Below are 20,987 nucleotides of genomic sequence, written 5' to 3'. Positions count from 1 at the left end.
TGACTTCCAAAATATAATAATCAGCCCAAATGTTAAATAAATCAAAAAAAACAAAATCCCTATAACGAGAAGAAATCGCTCTTTAAGCGATTTCTTCTGAAAGTTTTCTATAAATTTTGAAACCATTTATTCAGCTGATTGGATTGTTATCGGCAAGGAATATAATACCCTAACTTTTTTTCCATTTTGCTCACCAGGGTTCCATCTTGGACAAGATTTTAAAACTCTGATGGCTTCTTTTCCTGTACCATAACCAATATCTCTCAATACTTTAATATCTGTAAGTGAACCGTCTTTTTCAACTACGAAGGTTACAAATATTTTTCCACTTAAACCTTCCTCTTCTGGAGTTTGGAAATTTTTACCAATAAATTTGTAAAATTTATCTAATCCACCTGGAAAATCAGGTTTTACTTCTATTCCCGCCGTGTTGTAGATGTTGTTATCTTCTTCTACCACTTGACTTGGCCCGTTGCCTACTGGCTCCACGGTTAACTCAGCATCTGGATCTCCTTTTATAGTTTCATCACCTAATTTTTTGTCTTTTATTTCTTCAACTTTAGGTGGTTCTTCTGTAATTTCTTCAGTTTTTGCCACAACTGGCTTCACAAATTTCACTTGATCTACTTTTGGTGGAGGTGGTGGAGGTGGTGGAAGATCTTTTGGTTGCTCTTTTGGAGGCATTTTAATTGTTACAATTTTTTGATCTAAATTAACACTATCTTCACCACTTGGTATCATATTGATAAGAATTGGTGCAAAGATTGCTAATCCGAAAATTACCGCTCCAATAATTAAAGAACGAACCGTTGTTTTTGGATTTTCTTGTCGCAACTCATAAGCTCCATACGCCTTGTTTTTTCCTTCAAAAACGATGTCTATCCACTGTCTTTTAAATAAGTCTAATTTCATTTTTTAGTAAATTTTTAGATTAACACTGGATTATTTGTTCATCTGCTCAATGAGGGATTTCTCTTCAGGAGTAATATCATTAACAATTGCATAGGTTGGAACTTTACAGATTGCCATTTCATCTAAAACATCCACTAAGTTTCTATAAGTTGATTTTTTAGATGGCTTAATGATAACTATTAAACCTTTGTCTTTACTACCTGTAACTTGAGGTATAGAAACTACTCTCTTTAAAATTTCTTTTCTTAAGCCATTTTTACCATACTCAGCATCAGTTGGTTTACCATCTACTTCTGGAGCTTCTAAAAGTCCGTGATACCATTTTATTTTATCATTATCACCCATGATGATTGTCATGGTTCTTCTTTGATCTACTTTGATGTCCTTTTCTGGTTCTTTTTTATCTTCTTTGTCAGGCAAACCCAAATCCATAGATTGAGGTTTTGATAACGATGTGGTCAACATAAAAAAGGTAATCAACAAAAATGCTAAATCTACCATGGCTGTTAAATCTACCCTTGGATCTGATTTTTTACTTCTAACTTTACCGTCTTTTTTACCACCGCCACCGCCACTATTTCCTAATTCAGCCATATTCTGTATTATTAATTTTAATAATCTTTTCCTCTTAAACCCGTAACTAAATTAAAGCTATTGATTTTTTGGTCTTGTAAAATATCCATCACTTTTTTGATTTGAGGATATTCTTCTTTAGCATCGCCTTTGATTGCAAATTGAAGTTCTTTTTGGTTAACATCTATATTTGCTTTTCTTGCGTATTGTACCCAATCTTGTAATTGATTGTTAAGGGAGTCACAAGGTATTCCTGGTTGAACTCCTTTTTTGGCTCTATCGGCACTTTTCATAGATAATAACAGTTTCAATCCTTCGATTGGAACTCCAAATTCATCAACTAATGAAAATTGAGTTCTTTCTTGGTCTGTGAAAGTCATTTTATATTTTTGAGCCATATAATCCAAAGTTGCCATACGTATCTCTTTACCTTTAACTCCAAAAAAGACTTGCTCTTTTCCATCACTTTTTCCGACTGTTAACATTGCCAAATCAGTATCAGGCAATTTAGTTTGTACTGTTGATGATGGGGTGTCTACAGGGAGCGGTTCGGGCACTTTAGCCGTTGCCGTCAAAATAAAGAACGTAAGCAAAAGGAAAGCCACATCACACATCGCCGTCATGTCGATGGTTGTTGATTTTTTGGACATTTTTACTTTAGCCATTATTCAATTTTTTTTAAGATTTATTTAGAATAAAACTAATTATGATTTTAGACTTCCTCTAAATTTTCTGTAGGTATTCACAATAGTTGAACCCGCTTCGTCAATAGAATAGGTTAAAGTATCGATTTTAGAAGTAAAGAAATTATAGGTTACAATTGCTAATGCAGAAGTTGCAATACCAGTTGCTGTATTAATCAATGCTTCAGAGATACCAGTCGCTAAAGCGGCTTGGTCAGGAGTTCCGGCAGAAGCCAAAGCACCAAACGCTTTAATCATCCCAGAAACTGTTCCTAATAATCCACCCAATGTTCCTAAAGCAACAAGCGTAGAAAGTATAGTTAAATTTTTCTCTAGCATTGGCATCTCAAGCGATGTTGCTTCTTCAATTTCTTTGTGAATAGTCTCAGTGGCTTCTTCACTGGTAAACCCTTCTTTCTTAACCTCTTGATATTTAACTAAAGCAGATTTGACTGCATTTGCCACTGAACCTTGTTGTTTGTCACAAACATTAATTGCGTCCTCTATTTTTCCGTCTTTAATATCTCCTTGAACTTTTTTCATAAAAACATCTAGACTTCCTTTTCCAGAAGCTTTAGAAATAACAAAAAATCTTTCAAATGAAAAAACTATTACCATTAAGAACATGCCTAATAAAACAGGCACTATAAATCCACCTTTGTAAACCATTCCTAAAGTGTTTAATGGATGCCCTTTTTCTGGATCTCCTCCATCAAAATTAGAAGGATGACCCATTCCAAATTGCCAAATTAAATACCCTACAAGAACACATACTACAATAATGATTCCCGAAACCATTCCTCCAAGGTTTGAACCCCCATCTTTTTTAACGTTTGCCATTTTTTTAAATTTTAATAGTTTTAAATAATTTATAAGTTTTAGTTGTTAATAAACTTGATTGAGGGCAAATTTAATTTTTTAGTTGATATAAAAAAACTTTTTTTACTATTTATACTTTAACGAATTAAATTTGCTCCAAAGTGTGTTTTTATGAATACATACAAACATTAAATAATACATAAAAATAGGGCTGATTTTTATGGTTTTAATGAGTATTTAATACTATAACGCAAAAAGGATTGAAAATGTATTTTTTAGTCAAACTTTTTTGAATTTTTTTTAATTTTTTTTTTAACAATAAGATAAAAATAAATTAACATTTCTTGCTTTCAAAAAAAATAGTAATTTGCAATATCTTAATAATTTAATCAAATAAAAAAATAACAAATGGCAACAGTAACTGATTTTACGAAACACATTAACGAAAATTACACCTTCAAAGGAGAAAGTATTGTCCTTGGTGGAGCAATTTTAAATGGAGAAGCTGTAGCTGATACTTTTGTAAAAGTGCCTTTAAAAACGTTAAACCGTCATGGTTTAATTGCTGGTGCTACAGGAACTGGAAAAACAAAAACCATTCAGGTACTATCCGAACAATTGTCATCCTTTGGAATTCCGGTGTTGATGATGGATATCAAGGGTGATTTTTCGGGAATTGCGAAAGAAGGTGAAGAAAAACCTTTTATAACTGAACGTCATACCAAACTCAATATTCCATTTTCTGTTCAGAGTTTTCCTGTAGAATTGATGTCATTATCACAACAAGATGGTGTTCGATTACGTGCCACAGTTTCGGAATTTGGTCCAGTATTGTTTTCGAGAATTCTTGATTTAAATGACACCCAAGCTGGAGTAGTTGCCGTTATTTTTAAATATTGTGATGACAACCAAATGCCTTTATTGGATTTAAAAGACATTAAAAAGGTCATCAACTACATCACGGAAGAAGGGAAAAATGAAATTACCGAAAATTATGGTAAAATTTCTACGGCAACAACCGGAATTATTCTGCGGAAGATTATTGAACTTGAACAACAAGGTGGTGCTATTTTCTTTGGCGAAAAATCATTTGAAATCGATGATTTAATGCGCATTGATGAAAACGGAAATGGATATGTGAATATTATTCGGTTAACGGATATTCAAGATAAACCCAAATTATTCTCTACTTTCATGTTGAGCTTATTAGCAGAAATTTATCAGCAAATGCCCGAAAAAGGGGATGTGGAACAACCTGAATTAGTAATTTTTATAGACGAGGCCCATTTGATTTTTAATGAAGCCAGTAATGCTTTGTTGAACCAAATTGAAACCATCATCAAGTTAATTCGTTCGAAAGGTATTGGTGTATATTTTGTAACGCAAAATCCAATGGATGTTCCAGCAAGTGTTTTAGCACAATTAGGTTTAAAAATCCAACATGCCTTGAGAGCTTTTACTGCCAATGATAGGCAAGCCATCAAACAAACTGCCGAAAATTATCCGCTGTCTGATTACTATAAAACCGCCGAAGTTTTGACTTCGCTCGGAATTGGAGAAGCTTTTGTAACCGCTTTAAACGAAAAGGGAATTCCAACACCGCTAGCTGCTACTATGATGCGCGCGCCAATGAGCAGAATGGATATTTTAAACGACACAGAAATTGCTGAAATCAATTCCAAATCAAAATTAGTTAAAAAGTATTCTGAAGAAATTGATCGCGATAGTGCTTATGAATTGTTAACCAAAAAAATAGAAGCCGCCAATCAACAAGCCGAAGCAGCACAAGAAACCCAACAAGAAGCAAAAAGAAAAAGCAGTGAACCCAGCACCACCGAAGTCATTGGAAAATCAGTCGTGAAAGTGGTTACCAGCGCTACTTGTATTCGAGGTGTGTTTGGGGTCTTGAACAAAATGTTTAAGCGTTAAGTCATTGCTAGGCACGAAGCAATCTCATAAACTTGAGCAATATGAAACCAGGTTTTATCTATATAGTAACTAACAAATACAACAATACTTTTTATATTGGAGTTACTTCAAATTTACCTAAAAGAATTTTAGAACATATTGAAAAGCGTTATGAAAACTCTTTTTCAGCAAGATATAATCTTAATAAGCTGGTTTACTATGAACAATTTGCTTCGCCAGTTCGCTTTGCTCGGGTCAAATGATAGGTGATGCCATAGCAAGAGAGAAACAATTAAAAGCTGGTTCTAGATCAAAAAAGATTGAATTGATTCGTAAAATTAATCCAAAGTGGGATGATTTATTTGAACAGATTAAAGATATAATGACAATTTAAAAGAATTATCGAAGTTGATTATGAGATTGCTTCGTACCTCGCAATGACATGAAAAAATACACTATCCAAAAATCTCCCTTCATCGTTCCAACCACTGACGGCAAACTCATTGAAGAACATCACGGAATACCAACCACCGGAAATACTGAAATTTCAATCGCTCACATGATTGCACCAACCAAATGGAGTGAACCTTTTCAAACACCAGAGTTTGAAGAATACACGTATGTCATTTCGGGGAAAAAACAGTTTATAATAGAAGATGAAATTGTAATTTTAGAAAAAGGTCAATCTATAAAAATAGAAAAAAACACGCGTGTTCAATATTCCAATCCTTTTGATGAACCATGTGAATATATTGCGATTTGCAAACCAGCTTTTGATTTTAAAAAAGTGCATCGGGAAAAGGAATAAATTCCAAAAAGTCAAATTCCAAATTCCAATAAAAACCTAATTGGGATTTGGAATTTGTTATTTGGAGTTTAAAAGTTGAATGATTTTTTGCTCTACTTCCTGACTATTCCACTTTTCTGCAATATTTTCCATTTGCATCACTTCTTCCATAATTTTGTTTTGGAAATCGCCTATGGCCAAAGCTTCGGAATAGGGCTGTAAACTAAAAGTTACTCTGCTGTACAACGGCATCCATTTATCGGGATGTTTATCCGAAAACCATTTTTCTATTTTCTTCTGTAATAAGAAATTGGCATCAGCTGTTTTTGTACTCATTTCCATAAAATTCCGATAGGATAGCTCTGCAATCGCATCTGTATTAGGTTTTCTTGAGTTCTCATATTCGTTAAGCAAATTTGCCCAGTCATCACCATATTTATCTATCATTTCATTTAGTACGGTAATATCTTCAAATCCAGCATTCATTCCGTGACCGTAAAAAGGAACAATGGCATGACAAGCATCGCCAATTAAGGCCACTTTATCTGAATAGGTCCAAGGAAAACATTTCATAGTAACCAAATAACTGGTGGGATTCTTAAAAAAATCTTCAACCAAATCAGGAATAACCGGCTGAGTATCGGGGAAATGTAATCCAAAAAAAGTAATTAATTGCTCTTTATTAGTTAATGATTCGAAAGAGTTTTCACCATCATGTGGCATAAAAAGAGTGCACGTAAAACTACCGTCTAAATTGGCTAGTGCCATCAACATAAATCTTCCTCTAGGCCAAATATGCAAAGAGTGTTTATCCAATTTGTGGGTACCGTCTTTATTAGCAGGAATGTGTAATTCTTTATACCCTATTTCTAAGAATTCTTGCGAATAGTTAAACATGCTTTGGCGTTGCATACGATGGCGAATTCTTGAAAATGCACCGTCTGAACCAAAACACATATCATAATCGTGTGCAATCCATTCGCCTCTTTCGTCTTCACCTATTTGTATCGTTGCTGTTTTTAAATTTACATCCCAAACTTTTTGTTCAAATTTAAAATTAACTCCAACTCCCTCGGCTAAATCAATCATTCGTTTGTTTAAAACTCCTCTTGATAGTGAATAAATACATTCTCCGTCTTTTCCATAGTTTTGGTAAATCAAACTACTATCCACCATGTGAATGCAGCGTTTGTCAACAGGAATTCCTATTTTTTTAATTTCATCTTCAAGGCCAATATCTTTAAGGGTTTTCCATCCTCGATTGGACATTACCAGATTAATGGATCTTCCAGAAAAATTTATTTTTCTAATATCGGGACTTCTATCAAAAACATCAACTTGATGCCCTCTTTTTTTAAGATAAATTCCAAGTAAGGTGCCAACCAAACCAGAACCTACTATAGCAATTTTTTTGGGTGTTTGCATTTAATTAAACTAAGCGGTTTTTATTTAACTTCGTTCCGATCGACGCTTCTCAGCTCGGTCATACAATTCGGCCTTTCGGCCTCGGGTGCAAATTTATGTTATTTTGAGAACTTTTATTTAACATTAATTTTATCATTAAGAAATTAAGTCAAATTAAGGTTTTCATTAAGCATGCTAGTTAATTTACTTCATCAGATTCCTCTCTCGTTCCAAAAGACGAGACGGAATGATAAAATTGGTGGTGTTACTTTGGCTTGAAGATTATTTTTGTTGATGTCGCTTCGATTTCCCTTTTATTGAGTTTCATTTTTCTGAATTTTCCTTTTACAAATAAATCGGTTTGATCGTCGTAATGTTTACTCATAGGGTTTCCGGATTGCCCTGTTGGTAGTACACTCCAACTGTTTTCAATATCGGAAAAGTCAATTATTCTTCTTGTTGATGGTCCGCCTTTGGTATTTATTTGTGCATCATCCGTGTAAATGAAGAGTTGGTTATTGATGACTTCGTTTGTTCCTGCAATTGGAAATGTACCTACGTTAAAAAACATACTAAACAATTTTACTTTCCCAATAGGATGTTGGAAGGTTACTTGGTGCACTTTCCCCCATTGCCATTGATTGACATTGGGACCTAATTGATTTTCTAAAGAGGTTATTGCTTCCTTGAACGATTGGGTTAAGATTTCAGATTGTGTTTCTTTTTTGTTTTTTGTATTGATGTTGTCCCACCAAACGGATGATATGTTTTGAGATTGATTTTCAATCATTTGTTTTACAATATGAGTACTTAGTAATAACTTAAAATTATCAACTCCGAATTCATCTTCAAAAGTATCTTTTAAGTAAAAATAAATCCATTTGTTATAGATGCTTGGCGCAATGTCTTCTAGTGTATGGGTGGCTTTCCATTCATTTATAACGGCTAAAGCTTTCTTTTCATTTTCAGTAAACTGGGAAGCGTTTACTGGTTTAGTCATGTTTGCCACTATGGTTTTTGCTGTTGCCGATGTATTATCGACTATCATCTTGCTGACCTCTTCTTTAGTCCAGTTATTTTTTGTTGACAATAATCCGTCTATCCGCAACGCTCTGTCTTTAGGAAGATAATAACCCGGATACAAATACCCGTCAATCGCTTGGGGCTGGTTGTTGGAGCTGTATACGTAATTCCAGGGTGGATTTATTGCTGCTGGGTTTTTGGTAAACGGAATAAACTCTGTCTTATCATCAATCCCGTTAGCACCATTTAAAATAAAATTGGTATTAACGGTTTTATCCACTTTGTATAATTTGCCCGAAGTAATCCATGCGATGTTGCCTTTAGCATCGCCATACATAATGTTTAATCCTGGTGCTTTAATGAGTTCAATATTTTTGTGGAAACTTTCCAGATTTTTGGCATGCGATAATTCATAAACCGCATCGAGGATTTCGTTTTTTTGCTGCGTGTAAATCCATGACATGGCTACTGATTTCTCTGTTTTTAGCCCTTCAAGTAATCCGGTAATAATTGGTCCGTGTTGGCTGGTATTTATGTTAATTTTTACATCGGAGCTGTCTTTTACTTTGATGGTCTTTTGTTGATAGATGTAATTTTTATAGCCATCAATAGTCTTGTATTGTTTGTCATTATTTGGATTATCTTCTTCTTGAAAGAAATCGACATCATCGTTTTCAAACATCGTCAAGCCATAAGCGTAATTGCGATTGTGTCCCAAAAGTGGAAACGGCGTTCCGGCAATATAGTAGCCATACATCTCATAATCAGGACACACAATATGGGCTTCATACCAAGTGCCTGGTTGCGAGTACATAATGTGTGGATCGTTTGCTAAAATTACTTTACCTTTTTTGGTTTTGGCACCGCCAATTACCCAACTATTACTCCCAATAAATGCCGGAACTGGTGATGTTTCTAATAAACTAGCAACTGATTTTGATATTTCAGCATATGCTTTATAGTCACCTTTATAGGATTTTAATTGTTTGGTTCCGAATTCGCCACAAATACCAAAATCCCTAAGATATTCCATCCCAAAACGATCTCGGATATCCGTTAATAATGGGTCTGTTTTTTGCGCCATGGCAAAGCTGAATGACATAAATCCAAAAATATTATAGACATCTTTTAGCGTGAACTTTTCTTTTTTAATACCAAGTAATGAAAACTCCACTGGCGTTGTGCCTACATCCATGTATTGGTTGATACCGTCTAAGTAGGCATTCGCTAAAATGTAGGTTTGGGAGTTTTTGTTGAGTTGGGCAACTGCTTTTGCGGAGTTTTCGTCTATGCCAATTCCAGAAAAAAACTTATCCGTTTTTAAAGTTGGGGTGCCAAAGATTTCTGAAAGTCTACCCGGTGCAATGCGACGCATGAGTTCCATTTGCCATAATCGATCTTGCGCATGAACATAACCTAAAGTGGTCATGGCATCTTTTTGCGTATCGGCATAAATATGCGGAACGCCATACTCATCAAAATAAACGGTAGTTGGTTTACTGATGTTTTTTAGTGTTGCTTCTCCTTCGCAATTGGGTTTAGTGTATTGAAGATAAGCAAATAGTGAAAGAAGAATTACAATTATAATTATTAGAATAATTAAGGCAACTTTTTTTATTTTTTTCATCAGGAGCACATTGAATTCCAAATGTAAAAAATAAACCATTAAGATAATAAGATGAAATGTGTTTTATCTTAACCTTTCTTAATTTCTTAATGGTTTAAAAAGAATAGAAGCACTTTTTATTTTCTCGGAAATTGAATTGGATCACCCGTATTCATTCCGTTATTTTTGGCCAACACACCACACATGTGAAAAAGCATTCTTGCGCCCACATTGCCATCCCAATCGGTTTCACCTGGTGCTACTTCTACCAAATCAAAACCGATGATTTCCTTACCGCTTTGGGCTAATTTGTTAAATAAATAAGTAGCTTGTTCAAATGAAAATCCACCTGGAACGGGTGTTCCTGTGTTTGGTGCATACCATTGGTACATTCCGTCAATATCAAAACTGATGCATACTTTTTGTGGAAGTGTTGCTATGATCTCATCGCATTGTGTTGCCCACGTTTTGCCTTCAAAAGCTTCCGTTTGTAAATCGGCACTTGTATTAATAAGTACTCTTCCTTTTGATTGTTGAACTACTGCTACTTCTTGCTCACAGAAATCGCGAATACCAACTTGAACAATCTTGGAAATCTGAGGAATTTGCAATGCATTGTACATTATGGATGCGTGTGAATAGGTAAACCCTTCGTAAGCTATACGCAAATCCATATGGGCATCGAGATGCAATATTCCAAAGGTATCATGAATAGAAGCTAAAGCTTCGTAATATCCCAATGGGGTTGAATGGTCGCCTCCCAATAAGGCCACTTTTTTGCTTTGGTTCATCCAAAACAACACTTTTTCTTTCACTTCGGTATGCAAATCGCGACACACTTTGTTGATGGTAGCTAAATCCGCTTGTAAATTTGGATGGTGGTTCAGGTCTTCTCCTTTTTCAAGTGCCTGAATTATGGGCTGCGCTAATTCTTTATATTTATCGGAATTGGTTTTCCAATGTGATGGCGCTTCATCCATATAAATACCCAATTTCCATAATTCTGGAAACTCTTGATGATGTAAATCAACTTGAAATGAAGCATCCAAAACAGCTTCTGGACCATCCGAAGCTCCAGCACCATAGCTAACGGTTACTTCCCAAGGAACGGGAATAATAATTATTTCTGATTGTTCGGCTGAGAACGGCAATCCAAAAATGGTGGCATCTGCTAGTCCGGGTTGCGATGGATCGAAGGTATCTATGATTTGTTGTTTGGTCATACTTTTTTTAGATATTTGAATTTTCAGACTTTTAGATTTTCAGAAAATCTAGCTATTTTTATTTTGTAAATATTTGATGAATTTAAAAATCATTTTGATAATTGATGATATCTCATTATTTAGATAATTATAATTAAACTCTGAAATAAAATTTAATTCTAGAGAGACTAACAACTGAGTTTCTATTTCATAACAAGAACCAAGAGCTGATTCTAGAAAAATAATAAAATGCTTGTCAGAAGATTTAGCTGAACCTTCTGCAATGTTTGTAGGAATTGAAATGACAGCTCTTTTTAATTGTGATATTAATCCAAACTTTTCTGAATCGGGAAAAGTCTCTGTTAATTTATATATTTTAGGACAAAACTTTATACTGCTTTTCCAAACTTCTAGCTCTTTGTAATTTTGCATGTTGTATTTTTATTTGGAATTCCTATATCTGAAAATCCATTATCAGAAAGTCCATTATCTTTTTGATATTCCTTTTTTCAATATTTGCCCAAATTCATACATGTCTTCAAACGAACAATAAAAAGGTACAGGTGCAAATCGAATTACGTTTGGTTCACGCCAATCGATGATTACCCCATTTTTCATTAAGTAGTCAAACAAACCTCGGCCTTGTCCATGAAAAAAGACAGATAATTGACACGCGCGTTCTTCTTGATTGCTTGGCGTAATTATTTCAAATTCTGTTCCGTCTATTGCTGCGTCGATTTCGTGAAGAATAAATTCTAAATAGGAAGTAATTTTATTTCTTTTTTTAATTAGTTTTTCCATTCCCACTTCGGCAAACATTTCTACTGAAGCTAAATAAGGTGCTAAAGATAAAATAGGTAAATTACTTACTTGCCAGCCATCAGCACCCACAATTGGGTCGAATTCCGGTTCCATTTTGAAACGACGTTCTTTATTTTGAGCCCACCAACCGCCAAACCTTGCCAAGTCTTTATTGGTATGATGCTTTTCATGAATAAAACAACCCGAAGCGTTTCCTGGTCCTGAATTCATATATTTATAGGAACACCAAGAGGCAAAATCGACGTTCCAATCGTGGAGTTGTAATTCAATATTTCCAGCGGCATGCGCTAAGTCAAAACCTACTATTGCGCCTACTTTATGACCAGCTTTGGTGATGGCTTTCATATCAAAAACTTGCCCGGTATAATAATTTACTCCACCAATTAATACTAATGCTAATTCATCACCAACTTCATCAATTTTGGATACGATATCTTCTAATCGAATGTTGTGTTCTCCTTCTCTTCTTTTGATTTCAACTAGTGCGTCTTCTGTTTTATAACCCCTAAAGTTGAGTTGCGTTTGAAACATGTACTGGTCGGATGGGAATGCTTTTTCTTCGCAAATGATTTTATAACGCGTTTTGGTTGGTTGGTAAAACGACACCATAAGTAAATGTAAATTTACTGTTAGCGTATTCATCACGGTGATTTCGGATGGTTTTGCACCCATTAATTTACCCAACGGATTGGCAAATCGTTCGTGATAATCCCACCAAGGTTTTTCGGCATAAAAGTGGCCTTCGACAGCCATATTTGCCCAGTCATTCATAACCTCATCAACGTAGTGTTTGGTTCGTTTTGGCTGCAACCCTAAGGAGTTTCCTGTAAAATAAATGACATCTTTACCGTTGTGTTGTGGAAAAATAAATTCGTTACGATAGCTTCTTAATTCGTCATGAGCATCGAGTTGTTGTGCAAATTCGAGAGTATTTTGAAAAGTCATTATATTTTATTTGAGTTGTAAAAGTAGAAAAAAGAGTAAAGAGTAAAGAATAAAGAACAAAGAAATTTAGTTTTGAGATTCTCAAAAAAAATCCCAATCACATTATAATAACGAGATTGGGAAATATTTAGTAAAGCACTTCGACTGCCTGTCTACCGACAGGTAGACGCTCAGTGTGACACTCTAAAGATTAAATAATCAACATAGCATCACCATAAGAATAGAAACGGTATTTTTCTTTAACGGCTTCTTCGTATGCTTTTTTCATTAAATCATGTCCGCAAAATGCCGAAATCATCATTAATAAGGTTGATTTTGGGGTGTGGAAATTCGTGACCATGCAATCGGCGATACTAAAATCATAAGGAGGGAAAATAAATTTATTCGTCCATCCAGTAAATGGATTTAGTGTTCTTTGTGATGAAACGGAGCTTTCGATGGCGCGCATAGAAGTAGTTCCAATACAGCATACTTTACTTTTTCTTGCTTTGGCTTGATTGATAATATCACAAGCTTTTTGTGTAATTATCAATTCTTCAGAATCCATTTTATGTTTTGATAAATCTTCTACTTCTACTGGATTGAAGGTTCCTAAACCAACATGAAGTGTTACCTCAGCAAAATCAATTCCTTTGATTTCTAATCTTTTCAAAAGGTGTTTTGAGAAATGCAAACCAGCTGTTGGTGCGGCTACTGCTCCTTCTTCTTTGGCATAAATGGTTTGGTATCTTTCTGCGTCTTCTTCATTTACTTCTCTAGTGATGTATTTTGGAATAGGTGTTTCTCCTAGTTCGGTTAATTTTTTTCTGAATTCTTCATAAGAACCATCATATAAAAAACGTAAGGTTCTTCCGCGAGATGTCGTATTATCAATTACCTCAGCTACCAAAGAGTCATCGTCACCAAAATATAATTTGTTTCCAATTCTAATTTTACGAGCAGGATCTACTAAAACATCCCAAAGCCGTTGCTCAGAATTCAATTCTCTTAATAAGAAAACTTCAATACGCGCTCCAGTTTTTTCTTTATTTCCATACATACGAGCTGGAAAAACTTTGGTATTGTTCAAAATCATTACATCGCCATCATCAAAATAATCGATAATGTCTTTGAATAATTTGTGTTCGATGGTTTTTGTCTTTCTGTTAACGACCATCAATCTTGATTCGTCTCTGTTTTCTGTTGGATATTCTGCTAGTAATTCAGTTGGTAAATGGAACTGGAAATGAGATAATTTCATTTAAAAGTGTTTAAGAGTTTAAGAGTTTAAAGGTTTAAGGTTGTTTCCTATAGACGTTAAAATTCGGTCTACAAATATACGATTGTGAGATAGCCGATGTCAAGTGTTTTGGTGTTTATTTTTAATTTATTACTTTCGCATCCTAATTCGGGATGTAGCGCAGCCAGGTAGCGTACTAGCATGGGGTGTTAGGGGTCGCTGGTTCGAATCCAGTCATCCCGACTTTTTATTTTTCTTCTATTGTAAAGCCGATGCTTTGCAAATCTTCCCAAAACTTCGGATAGGATTTAGAAACGACTTCAGCATCTTCTATAATTATGGGAACTTTTAGGGCTAATGGTGCAAAAGCCATTGCCATTCGGTGGTCTTGATAGGTAGCCACCCCCAACCCCTCCAAAGGAGGGGAGCCAGATACTAAAGTTAAACTATCGTTAGTCACTGAAATTGTGGCTCCGAGTTTTGAAAGTTCAGTTTTCAATGCTTCTAATCTATCAGTTTCTTTAATTTTTAGAGTATGCAATCCAGATAAATGACAATCCATTCCTAGTCCGAAGCAAGTAATCGCTATGGTTTGGGCAATGTCGGGAGAATTAGCCCCATCCCAACCTTCCCCAAAGGGGAAGGAGTTGTGAACGTTGATTTTTGATATTGTAATTGATTGATTGTTATTGAAAACCGTTTCCACTCCAAAGTTTTTATAAATTTCTACCAATGCACTATCGCCTTGCAAACTATTCTTTTTGTAACTGGAAAGTGTTATTTCGGTTCCGATTTCGGAAAGTGCAATAATGGAGTAGAAATAGGAAGCGGAAGACCAATCGGATTCTACAGAAATAATTTGTGGTTTATAGTTTATTGTTTGTGGTTTAACAACAATATTATTATCCGCAAAGGAAGTTTTCACTCCGATTTCATTTAGCAAAGCCAAAGTCATTTTGATATAGGGAACGGAAGTGATTTCGCCTTCAAGGGTTAATTCTAATCCGTTTTCGAGTTTGGGAGCAATTAATAGCAAAGCCGAAATGTATTGACTACTTACATTTGCTGGAAGTGACACTTTATTTTGTAAAAGTTTTTTACCTTTTATTTTTATGGGAGGAAATCCTTCGTTTTCTTCATACGAAATTTCGGCGCCGAGTTTTCGTAAAGCATCAACTAGGATTTTAATTGGGCGTTCTTTCATGCGGGATGAACCTGTAAGAATCACTTCTCTATTTTCTTGAATGGCAAAATAAGCGGTTAAGAATCGCATGGCGGTTCCAGCGTGGTGAACATTTATAATTTGCGGGTTGCGGGTTGCGGGTTGCGACACTTCGACAAGCTCTGTGTGAAAATTATGATCGAGTGCTTTTATCATTACTTCTGAATCATCAGAGATAGAGGTGTTTTCCAATGTTAGATTTGGATACAACGCTTGGAGCAATAACAATCTATTGGTTTCGGATTTACTTCCTGTGATTTGTAGTTGGAAGCTGGAAGCTAGAAGCTGGTTGCTATGTTTTAAAAGTAGATTCATTTTTAGTTGTTTCACAGAGACACACAGAGTAGCACAAAGATACACCGAGAAACTTCCACCTCCCAACTTCCCACTTCCCTCTTATTTAAGTTTTTCATTATTCTGATGTCGGTCGTGGTCGCGGTTGGTTTTCAACTCCATTTTTTTGTCAAAAGCGGCTTGCAAGTCAATACCGGTTTGATTGGCGAGACACAACACTACAAAAACGACATCGGCGAGTTCTTCGCCAAGGTCTTTGTTTTTATCGCTTTCTTTTTCAGATTGTTCTCCGTAACGACGGGCAATAATTCGGGCTACTTCGCCTACTTCTTCGGTAAGTTGCGCCATGTTGGTCAGTTCGTTAAAATAGCGAACACCGTGGTTTTTTATCCAGTTGTCAACTACTAATTGTGAATGTTGTAAGTCCATTTTTTATGTTTTCTTTCTTGTTTCAAAGTAACGTTTAATTCTTGGATTTATGAAAACTTCAAACAAACCCATGGATGTGCCAAAAATTAATCCCGAAAAAAACGCTTGAAGAATATTCTTATTGTCTTCTGTGTAATACATGATTACCCCAAAAACTAATCCGTAGATTAAAAATCCTGTTAGGAATGTGATAAACTTTTGTTTCATTTTATTCTCTTTTTTTTGTATCAATTACTATCGTCACTGGTCCATCATTTACCAGTGCTACTTTCATGTCGGCACCAAATTGTCCTGTTTGTACTTTTTTGCCTAGTTCGGTTTCCATTTGAGCGATGAAAGCTTCATATAATGGAACGGCAATTTCGGGTTTGGCCGCTTTGATATAGGATGGACGGTTGCCTTTTTTGGTTGAGGCATGAAGCGTAAATTGACTCACAATAATAATGTCGCCTTCAACATCTTTTAAAGATAAATTCATCACATCGTTCTCATCTCCAAAAATTCTGAGGTTAGCAATTTTAGAAGTTAACCAAAGGATGTCTTCTTGGGTATCGGAGTCTTCAAAACCTACTAGGACTAATAGTCCTTTTTGTATGTTGGCCACTACTTTAGAGTCGATAGTTACAGAAGATTCGGAAACGCGTTGAATGATTGCTTTCATAAGCCCCCTAACCCCCAAAGGGGGAATTAAAAATTGAAATAATAGCTTGTTTGTGCATTTTTTAGATTTATTTAGAGTTCCCCCTTCGGGGGTTAGGGGGCTTTCCTCGTTTCATCACTAGCAATTCGATCCTCATTATAAATATCCGAACGGTAATGTTCATCATCACCTTCCAGTATTTTGAGGTAACTATTATAGCGCGACCAGGCAATTTTGTTTTCTTCTAAGGCCTTTTTAACAGCGCAATTGGGTTCTTCTTTGTGCAAACAATTATTGAATTTACATTGGTCTTTCAGCTGGAAAAACTCTGGAAAAAATCCGCTTATTTCTGTTGGTTCCATGTCTACAATTCCGAAACCTTTAATGCCGGGTGTGTCAATTATTTTGGCATCAAACGATAAATCATACATTTCGGCAAAAGTCGTGGTGTGTTGTCCTTGTTTGCTTTGTTCGGAAATGTGTTTGGTTTTTAGATTTAAATTGGGCTCTAATGCATTGACCAAAGTAGATTTTCCCACACCCGAATGTCCAGAGAACATGCTCACTTTTCCAATCATCATTTCCTTGAGCTGTTCCAACCCCTTTTTCTCCAGAGCAGAAACTTTCAAACAGTTATAACCAATTTGTGAATAGATGTGTTGTAAATACAATTGTTCATCGAGCATGGCATCATCGTAGGTATCAATTTTATTGAAAATCAAAACGGCTTCTATGCCATAGGCCTCGGCAGTAACTAAAAATCGGTCGATAAAACTAGTAGTGGTTGGTGGATTGTTGATTGTTATTAAAAGAAAAACAATATCAATATTAGATGCAATAATATGGGTTTGTTTGGACAAATTAACCGATTTTCTAACAATATAATTCTTTCGGTCGTGAATGTTATGAATTTGCCCAATAGTTTCATCGGTAGTAGTATCTAACTCAAAATCTACTACATCGCCCACAGCAATTGGATTGGTACTTTTGATGCCTTGCATACGGAATTTGCCTTTGATACGGCATTCTATAAAATCGCCTTGTTCCGATTTTACAGTGTACCAACTTCCGGTAGATTTATAAACAAGTCCTGTCAAAATGAATTACGATTTACGAATTGCGAATTACAAAGGTAGAAAAAGGAGTTTATTTGGTGTATGTGTTTGTGAATTTAGTTTTTGGATAAGTTTAAAAAAGAATTATTTATATTTCAGAAATCAAAAAATTTAAATTTGTTTTGAAAATATTAATATCGCGTTTTATGAAAAAATATAGCAGCACACCAATCATAGCAATTCTATTTTGCTACTCATTTTCTTTTGGACAAACAGCTCAAGATACAATCAATAATAAAGAAAAAGCAGAGAATTTATATATTAAAAATGTTTTAGATTATATCAATATTAAGTTTGATTTAGAAAGCAATAATGAGCGCTTCGAAATTGATGGGGCAAATTTTGACTATGATATTAGACCCAATGTTTCCACCGTGAGTAGGTTGTCTTTAAACTACCTGTTTTTATCTCTTTCATATAGTTTCATTCCTAAATTTTTTCCTGGGAATAATGATAATGATTTAAAAGGAAAAACAATGGGTTCTAGTTTTGGTCTTACTTTAAATTTCAACCACTGGATTCAAGAAGTACGATATGGCAAAGTAAGAGGATTTTATCTAGAAAATTCTGAAGATTATGAATCTCCTTGGATTGAAGGAACAACCCCATATATTCAATTTCCCGATTTAAAAGTAATCTCCTATCGTGGCTCAACCTCTTACAAATTCAATTCCAATTTTTCACTAAAAGCCATTAGCACCCAAACCGAAATTCAATTGAAAAGCTCAGGAAGTTTTATTCCAGGGTTGATTTATAGTTATTACATCATTGATGATAAATCAGCGCAACAAACCACAAGCCAAAGGTCAAATAATTATGAAATTTTAGCAAACTTTGGGTATTATTACACTTTTGTTTTAAGCAAAAAATGGTATGTTGCTCTGGGAGCATCCCCAAGTATTGGTTATAGTTACACAGACTTGCTAACAAGATTGCCAGACGAGAATGTTAATTCCAATTATTCTTCAAAAGTGTATCGAGTGAATGGAAAAGGCGGATTGGGCTACAACTCAGAACGTTTCTTTGGTGGCTTTGAAATTACTGCTTTTCGTTCTTTTAAAGATGATAGCTCACCCTCAGTATCTCTTGTCACGACCTATAATGCGTTACAATTTTTTGCAGGTTATCGATTTAATGCCCCCAAAAAGGTTAAAGAACTAGCTCAAAAAGTCGAATCCAAAATCAAATTATAAAATTCACTTTTAACTTAGGTTTTTACTAAGGAAGCAAAATGCAACTGTTATTGATTTTAAAGTTTATTGAAAATAAAAAAGGTTGCAAAAATTTCGCAACCTTTTAAACTTTAATCTTCTAAAAACAACCTTCCGAGCTTATCTTGTTGTTTTCTGGAGGCATAAATGATTAACTCATTTTCGCTTTTTCTAAAATAAACTCCTGGCCGAATGACCAATTCGTTTTTAACAACCTCTTCAGGATCTTTTCTAGTTACTTTTCCTTTATCATCAAATTTGAAAAGTGTTGGAACGGCATTATTGTAATTCCCCAATGCTTTTATTTCTTCAATATCAGTAATACCTTTGTTTTTAACATTATCATTGAAAACGATATTCAATACCCCATTTTTATATACTGGAATAGCACCCAAATATTCTGGTCCTTTACCCATTTGTGCCAGAGGTATTGCTATTGAACCTCCAACAGTAAAACTGCCATTACTGGCACCCATCCCAAATACAAATGACATCGTTGTTACAGCCGCTGATTGCTCTTTTGGTACAACATTACTCCAATCCAATGAACCATCAGGTTTTAAACAAGTTACAATGATTTCGTTTTTAGTATAAGTTACTGGTGTGAAAGCCAATGGTCCAATCCCAGAACTGGCCCCAACATAAACAAATTGTAATTCGGAAAGTATAATTAAACCACCATCATTTTTTTCAATGAGGGTTGTGATGTTATACAATGGTTTTACATCTTTTCCTTTTTTGGCTCTTCTTTCTCCTAATATTTTGACTTTAGTCTCATAATCAAACTCATTGAATTTTAGATTATCATTTTTATTTGTAGCCAAATTTATAGAAGCATTATAAACTCCCTTTAATTCTTTGTTTGCTTTTCCATTTTCGCGAACGCTGGAATAAAACCCAACCAACTGAAGTGAGTTTTTATTAGTTGACATCATCTTACAATTGATGATTTCTTTACCTTTTAAATTAATATCGACAACTTCTTTGGCATATTTATTGGCTTTTTTGAAGATGTGAATTTGAAATTTTTCAATTTGTTCTTTCTTCTTTGAGTCTCTATAACTTTCGTTAATTACTAAAAATACATCATCCTGAAAATTCAATTCAAAATCGGCAATGGTAAATTCAAAATCTTTTTTGTCGTCATCAAAAATCACTTTTTCTTCGCTTGAAAACAAGGTAGCTAATTTATCATCAAATAATTTTACTTCATATTTTACTGCATCTTCTTTTGGGAAACTTGAAGTATGCATAATTAACAATGCTCCTCCGTCTTGAGATTGCTTGAAATAAAATCCTCCTCTTTCAGTTTTTTTTGCAACAACAGAGTTGAATAATACGACTGTATTTTTACTTAAAACTCCTTTTTCAGAAATTTCAGTACCGACTAAGTTGAACGTTTTGTCTTTCTTATTGTAAACACTACCTATAGCATATAATTTATCATTTAACAAATAGACTTCTTCAAAATCTACTTCTCTGTCGCTCACCTGTGGAATTACAATCAGGTTTGAAGAAATCATTTTCATTGATTTTGATTCAAATATTTTTAGGTAATAATCGTCTTTTTCTTTAAATGCTAATGCATAAATTTTAGTAGCAGACTCGCCAATAATCTTTACAATTTTTTGTTTATCGTCAGGCAATTCTTCGCCATAAGTGACGGTCATTTTTTCAATTTTAATTTGTGCACTCAAACTTGTGCAACTCAAAAGCAAAAAGCAAAAAGCAAAAAGATTTTTTTTCATATTGTATGGTTATATAATGATTTTTTTTTTTTTTCACAATAATAAAAAAAAAACCTATAAATGACTTGGGTATTTTATTATTTTGAAAAAAGTGATTATCCATTAATCACTTTTTCTTGATGACTAATACTTTCTTGATGAATAGCTTTGAATAATTTCAGGATAAATTCTTCACTCAATCCTTTATCTTCGCCATCTAAGATCATTTTTCCTAAAATTTCATTCCATCTTTTATTTTGAAGTACAGCAATATTTTTTTCTTTTTTCAAGGCACCAATTTGTTCTGCTACTTTCATCCGATTGCCCAAAATTTCCAATAATTTACTGTCGGCAATATCAATATTGGCTCTTAGTTTTATCATTTTGGCATTAAAATCGTCATCTTCGGTAGTTACTTTTTTAACTTTTAAATCTACAAAAATCTG

General features: G+C 34.5%; 21 protein-coding genes and 1 tRNA gene. 5 read left to right on the top strand and 17 right to left on the bottom strand.

What is annotated here, in order from left to right; genetic code table 11:
• Nucleotides 1–126: 126 nt before the first annotated feature.
• From ACK5ON_RS08160 to ACK5ON_RS08145, 4 genes are read right to left on the bottom strand one after another with little or no spacing between them, the layout of a single operon-like run.
• On the bottom strand, nucleotides 127–912 hold the full coding sequence (locus tag ACK5ON_RS08160; RefSeq protein ID WP_409821546.1) for an energy transducer TonB: 786 nt from the start codon (nucleotides 910–912) through the stop codon (nucleotides 127–129).
• Nucleotides 913–942: 30 nt separating this feature from the next.
• A complete protein-coding gene (locus ACK5ON_RS08155; protein WP_409821544.1) occupies nucleotides 943–1,506 on the bottom strand; it encodes an ExbD/TolR family protein in 564 nt (187 codons plus the stop codon).
• Nucleotides 1,507–1,523: 17 nt separating this feature from the next.
• Entirely contained in the window at nucleotides 1,524–2,150 is a 627-nt protein-coding gene (locus tag ACK5ON_RS08150) for an ExbD/TolR family protein (protein ID WP_409821542.1), read from the bottom strand.
• 39 nt (nucleotides 2,151–2,189) lie between these two features.
• Nucleotides 2,190–3,008, bottom strand: coding sequence for a MotA/TolQ/ExbB proton channel family protein (locus ACK5ON_RS08145; protein WP_396175159.1), 819 nt, complete (start codon nucleotides 3,006–3,008; stop codon nucleotides 2,190–2,192).
• 387 nt (nucleotides 3,009–3,395) lie between these two features.
• Here ACK5ON_RS08145 and ACK5ON_RS08140 point away from each other — a divergent pair, with 387 nt between their 5' ends.
• From ACK5ON_RS08140 to ACK5ON_RS08130, 3 genes are all read left to right on the top strand, one after another.
• On the top strand, nucleotides 3,396–4,916 hold the full coding sequence (locus ACK5ON_RS08140; protein ID WP_409821540.1) for a helicase HerA-like domain-containing protein: 1,521 nt from the start codon (nucleotides 3,396–3,398) through the stop codon (nucleotides 4,914–4,916).
• A gap of 41 nt (nucleotides 4,917–4,957) precedes the next feature.
• The gene (locus ACK5ON_RS08135; protein ID WP_396175163.1) at nucleotides 4,958–5,158 is read left to right on the top strand and encodes a GIY-YIG nuclease family protein; all 201 of its coding nucleotides are present in this window, start codon (nucleotides 4,958–4,960) and stop codon (nucleotides 5,156–5,158) included.
• A 179-nt stretch (nucleotides 5,159–5,337) separates the two neighbouring features.
• Complete coding sequence (locus tag ACK5ON_RS08130; protein ID WP_409821538.1) at nucleotides 5,338–5,703, top strand: cupin domain-containing protein; 366 nt, start codon at nucleotides 5,338–5,340, stop codon at nucleotides 5,701–5,703.
• Nucleotides 5,704–5,760: 57 nt separating this feature from the next.
• Here ACK5ON_RS08130 and ACK5ON_RS08125 read toward each other — a convergent pair whose 3' ends face one another.
• From ACK5ON_RS08125 to queA, 6 genes are all read right to left on the bottom strand, one after another.
• On the bottom strand, nucleotides 5,761–7,107 hold the full coding sequence (locus ACK5ON_RS08125; protein WP_396175167.1) for an FAD-dependent oxidoreductase: 1,347 nt from the start codon (nucleotides 7,105–7,107) through the stop codon (nucleotides 5,761–5,763).
• Nucleotides 7,108–7,351: 244 nt separating this feature from the next.
• Entirely contained in the window at nucleotides 7,352–9,736 is a 2,385-nt protein-coding gene (locus ACK5ON_RS08120; RefSeq protein WP_409821535.1) for a penicillin acylase family protein, read from the bottom strand.
• Nucleotides 9,737–9,852: 116 nt separating this feature from the next.
• Complete coding sequence (locus ACK5ON_RS08115) at nucleotides 9,853–10,938, bottom strand: agmatinase family protein (protein ID WP_409821533.1); 1,086 nt, start codon at nucleotides 10,936–10,938, stop codon at nucleotides 9,853–9,855.
• Nucleotides 10,939–10,986: 48 nt separating this feature from the next.
• Nucleotides 10,987–11,349: a four helix bundle protein gene (locus tag ACK5ON_RS08110; protein WP_409821532.1), complete on the bottom strand. Its 363-nt coding sequence runs from the start codon at nucleotides 11,347–11,349 to the stop codon at nucleotides 10,987–10,989.
• A 54-nt stretch (nucleotides 11,350–11,403) separates the two neighbouring features.
• The gene (gene kynU, locus ACK5ON_RS08105) at nucleotides 11,404–12,684 is read right to left on the bottom strand and encodes a kynureninase (RefSeq protein ID WP_409821530.1); all 1,281 of its coding nucleotides are present in this window, start codon (nucleotides 12,682–12,684) and stop codon (nucleotides 11,404–11,406) included.
• A gap of 190 nt (nucleotides 12,685–12,874) precedes the next feature.
• Nucleotides 12,875–13,924: a tRNA preQ1(34) S-adenosylmethionine ribosyltransferase-isomerase QueA gene (gene queA / locus ACK5ON_RS08100; RefSeq protein ID WP_409821529.1), complete on the bottom strand. Its 1,050-nt coding sequence runs from the start codon at nucleotides 13,922–13,924 to the stop codon at nucleotides 12,875–12,877.
• 148 nt (nucleotides 13,925–14,072) lie between these two features.
• On the opposite strand from queA, the gene ACK5ON_RS08095 reads away from it, so the two are divergent.
• A tRNA-Pro gene (locus tag ACK5ON_RS08095) sits at nucleotides 14,073–14,146 on the top strand.
• Nucleotides 14,147–14,150: 4 nt separating this feature from the next.
• On the opposite strand, the gene aroA is transcribed toward ACK5ON_RS08095, so the two are convergent.
• From aroA to rsgA, 5 genes are all read right to left on the bottom strand, one after another.
• Entirely contained in the window at nucleotides 14,151–15,440 is a 1,290-nt protein-coding gene (gene aroA, locus ACK5ON_RS08090) for a 3-phosphoshikimate 1-carboxyvinyltransferase (protein ID WP_409821527.1), read from the bottom strand.
• Between the two features lie 81 nt (nucleotides 15,441–15,521).
• Nucleotides 15,522–15,848, bottom strand: coding sequence for a nucleotide pyrophosphohydrolase (locus ACK5ON_RS08085; protein ID WP_409821525.1), 327 nt, complete (start codon nucleotides 15,846–15,848; stop codon nucleotides 15,522–15,524).
• 3 nt (nucleotides 15,849–15,851) lie between these two features.
• Entirely contained in the window at nucleotides 15,852–16,055 is a 204-nt protein-coding gene (locus tag ACK5ON_RS08080) for a hypothetical protein (protein WP_396176715.1), read from the bottom strand.
• 1 nt (nucleotide 16,056) lies between these two features.
• The gene (dtd, locus tag ACK5ON_RS08075; RefSeq protein WP_409821522.1) at nucleotides 16,057–16,509 is read right to left on the bottom strand and encodes a D-aminoacyl-tRNA deacylase; all 453 of its coding nucleotides are present in this window, start codon (nucleotides 16,507–16,509) and stop codon (nucleotides 16,057–16,059) included.
• 92 nt (nucleotides 16,510–16,601) lie between these two features.
• On the bottom strand, nucleotides 16,602–17,585 hold the full coding sequence (gene rsgA, locus ACK5ON_RS08070; protein ID WP_409821520.1) for a ribosome small subunit-dependent GTPase A: 984 nt from the start codon (nucleotides 17,583–17,585) through the stop codon (nucleotides 16,602–16,604).
• Between the two features lie 164 nt (nucleotides 17,586–17,749).
• Between rsgA and ACK5ON_RS08065 the strand changes: the two genes are divergently transcribed.
• Complete coding sequence (locus ACK5ON_RS08065) at nucleotides 17,750–18,796, top strand: DUF4421 family protein (protein ID WP_396175941.1); 1,047 nt, start codon at nucleotides 17,750–17,752, stop codon at nucleotides 18,794–18,796.
• Nucleotides 18,797–18,906: 110 nt separating this feature from the next.
• On the opposite strand, the gene ACK5ON_RS08060 is transcribed toward ACK5ON_RS08065, so the two are convergent.
• On the bottom strand, nucleotides 18,907–20,484 hold the full coding sequence (locus ACK5ON_RS08060) for a hypothetical protein (RefSeq protein WP_409821517.1): 1,578 nt from the start codon (nucleotides 20,482–20,484) through the stop codon (nucleotides 18,907–18,909).
• A 173-nt stretch (nucleotides 20,485–20,657) separates the two neighbouring features.
• The coding region (locus tag ACK5ON_RS08055) for a chorismate mutase (RefSeq protein WP_409821515.1) at nucleotides 20,658–20,987 on the bottom strand (330 nt) is incomplete at its 5' end.

The sequence above is a fragment of the Flavobacterium sp. genome (genome assembly GCF_046317795.1).
In the GTDB taxonomy this organism is placed as follows: domain Bacteria; phylum Bacteroidota; class Bacteroidia; order Flavobacteriales; family Flavobacteriaceae; genus Flavobacterium.
This window is presented reverse-complemented; position numbering and strand designations above follow the sequence as displayed.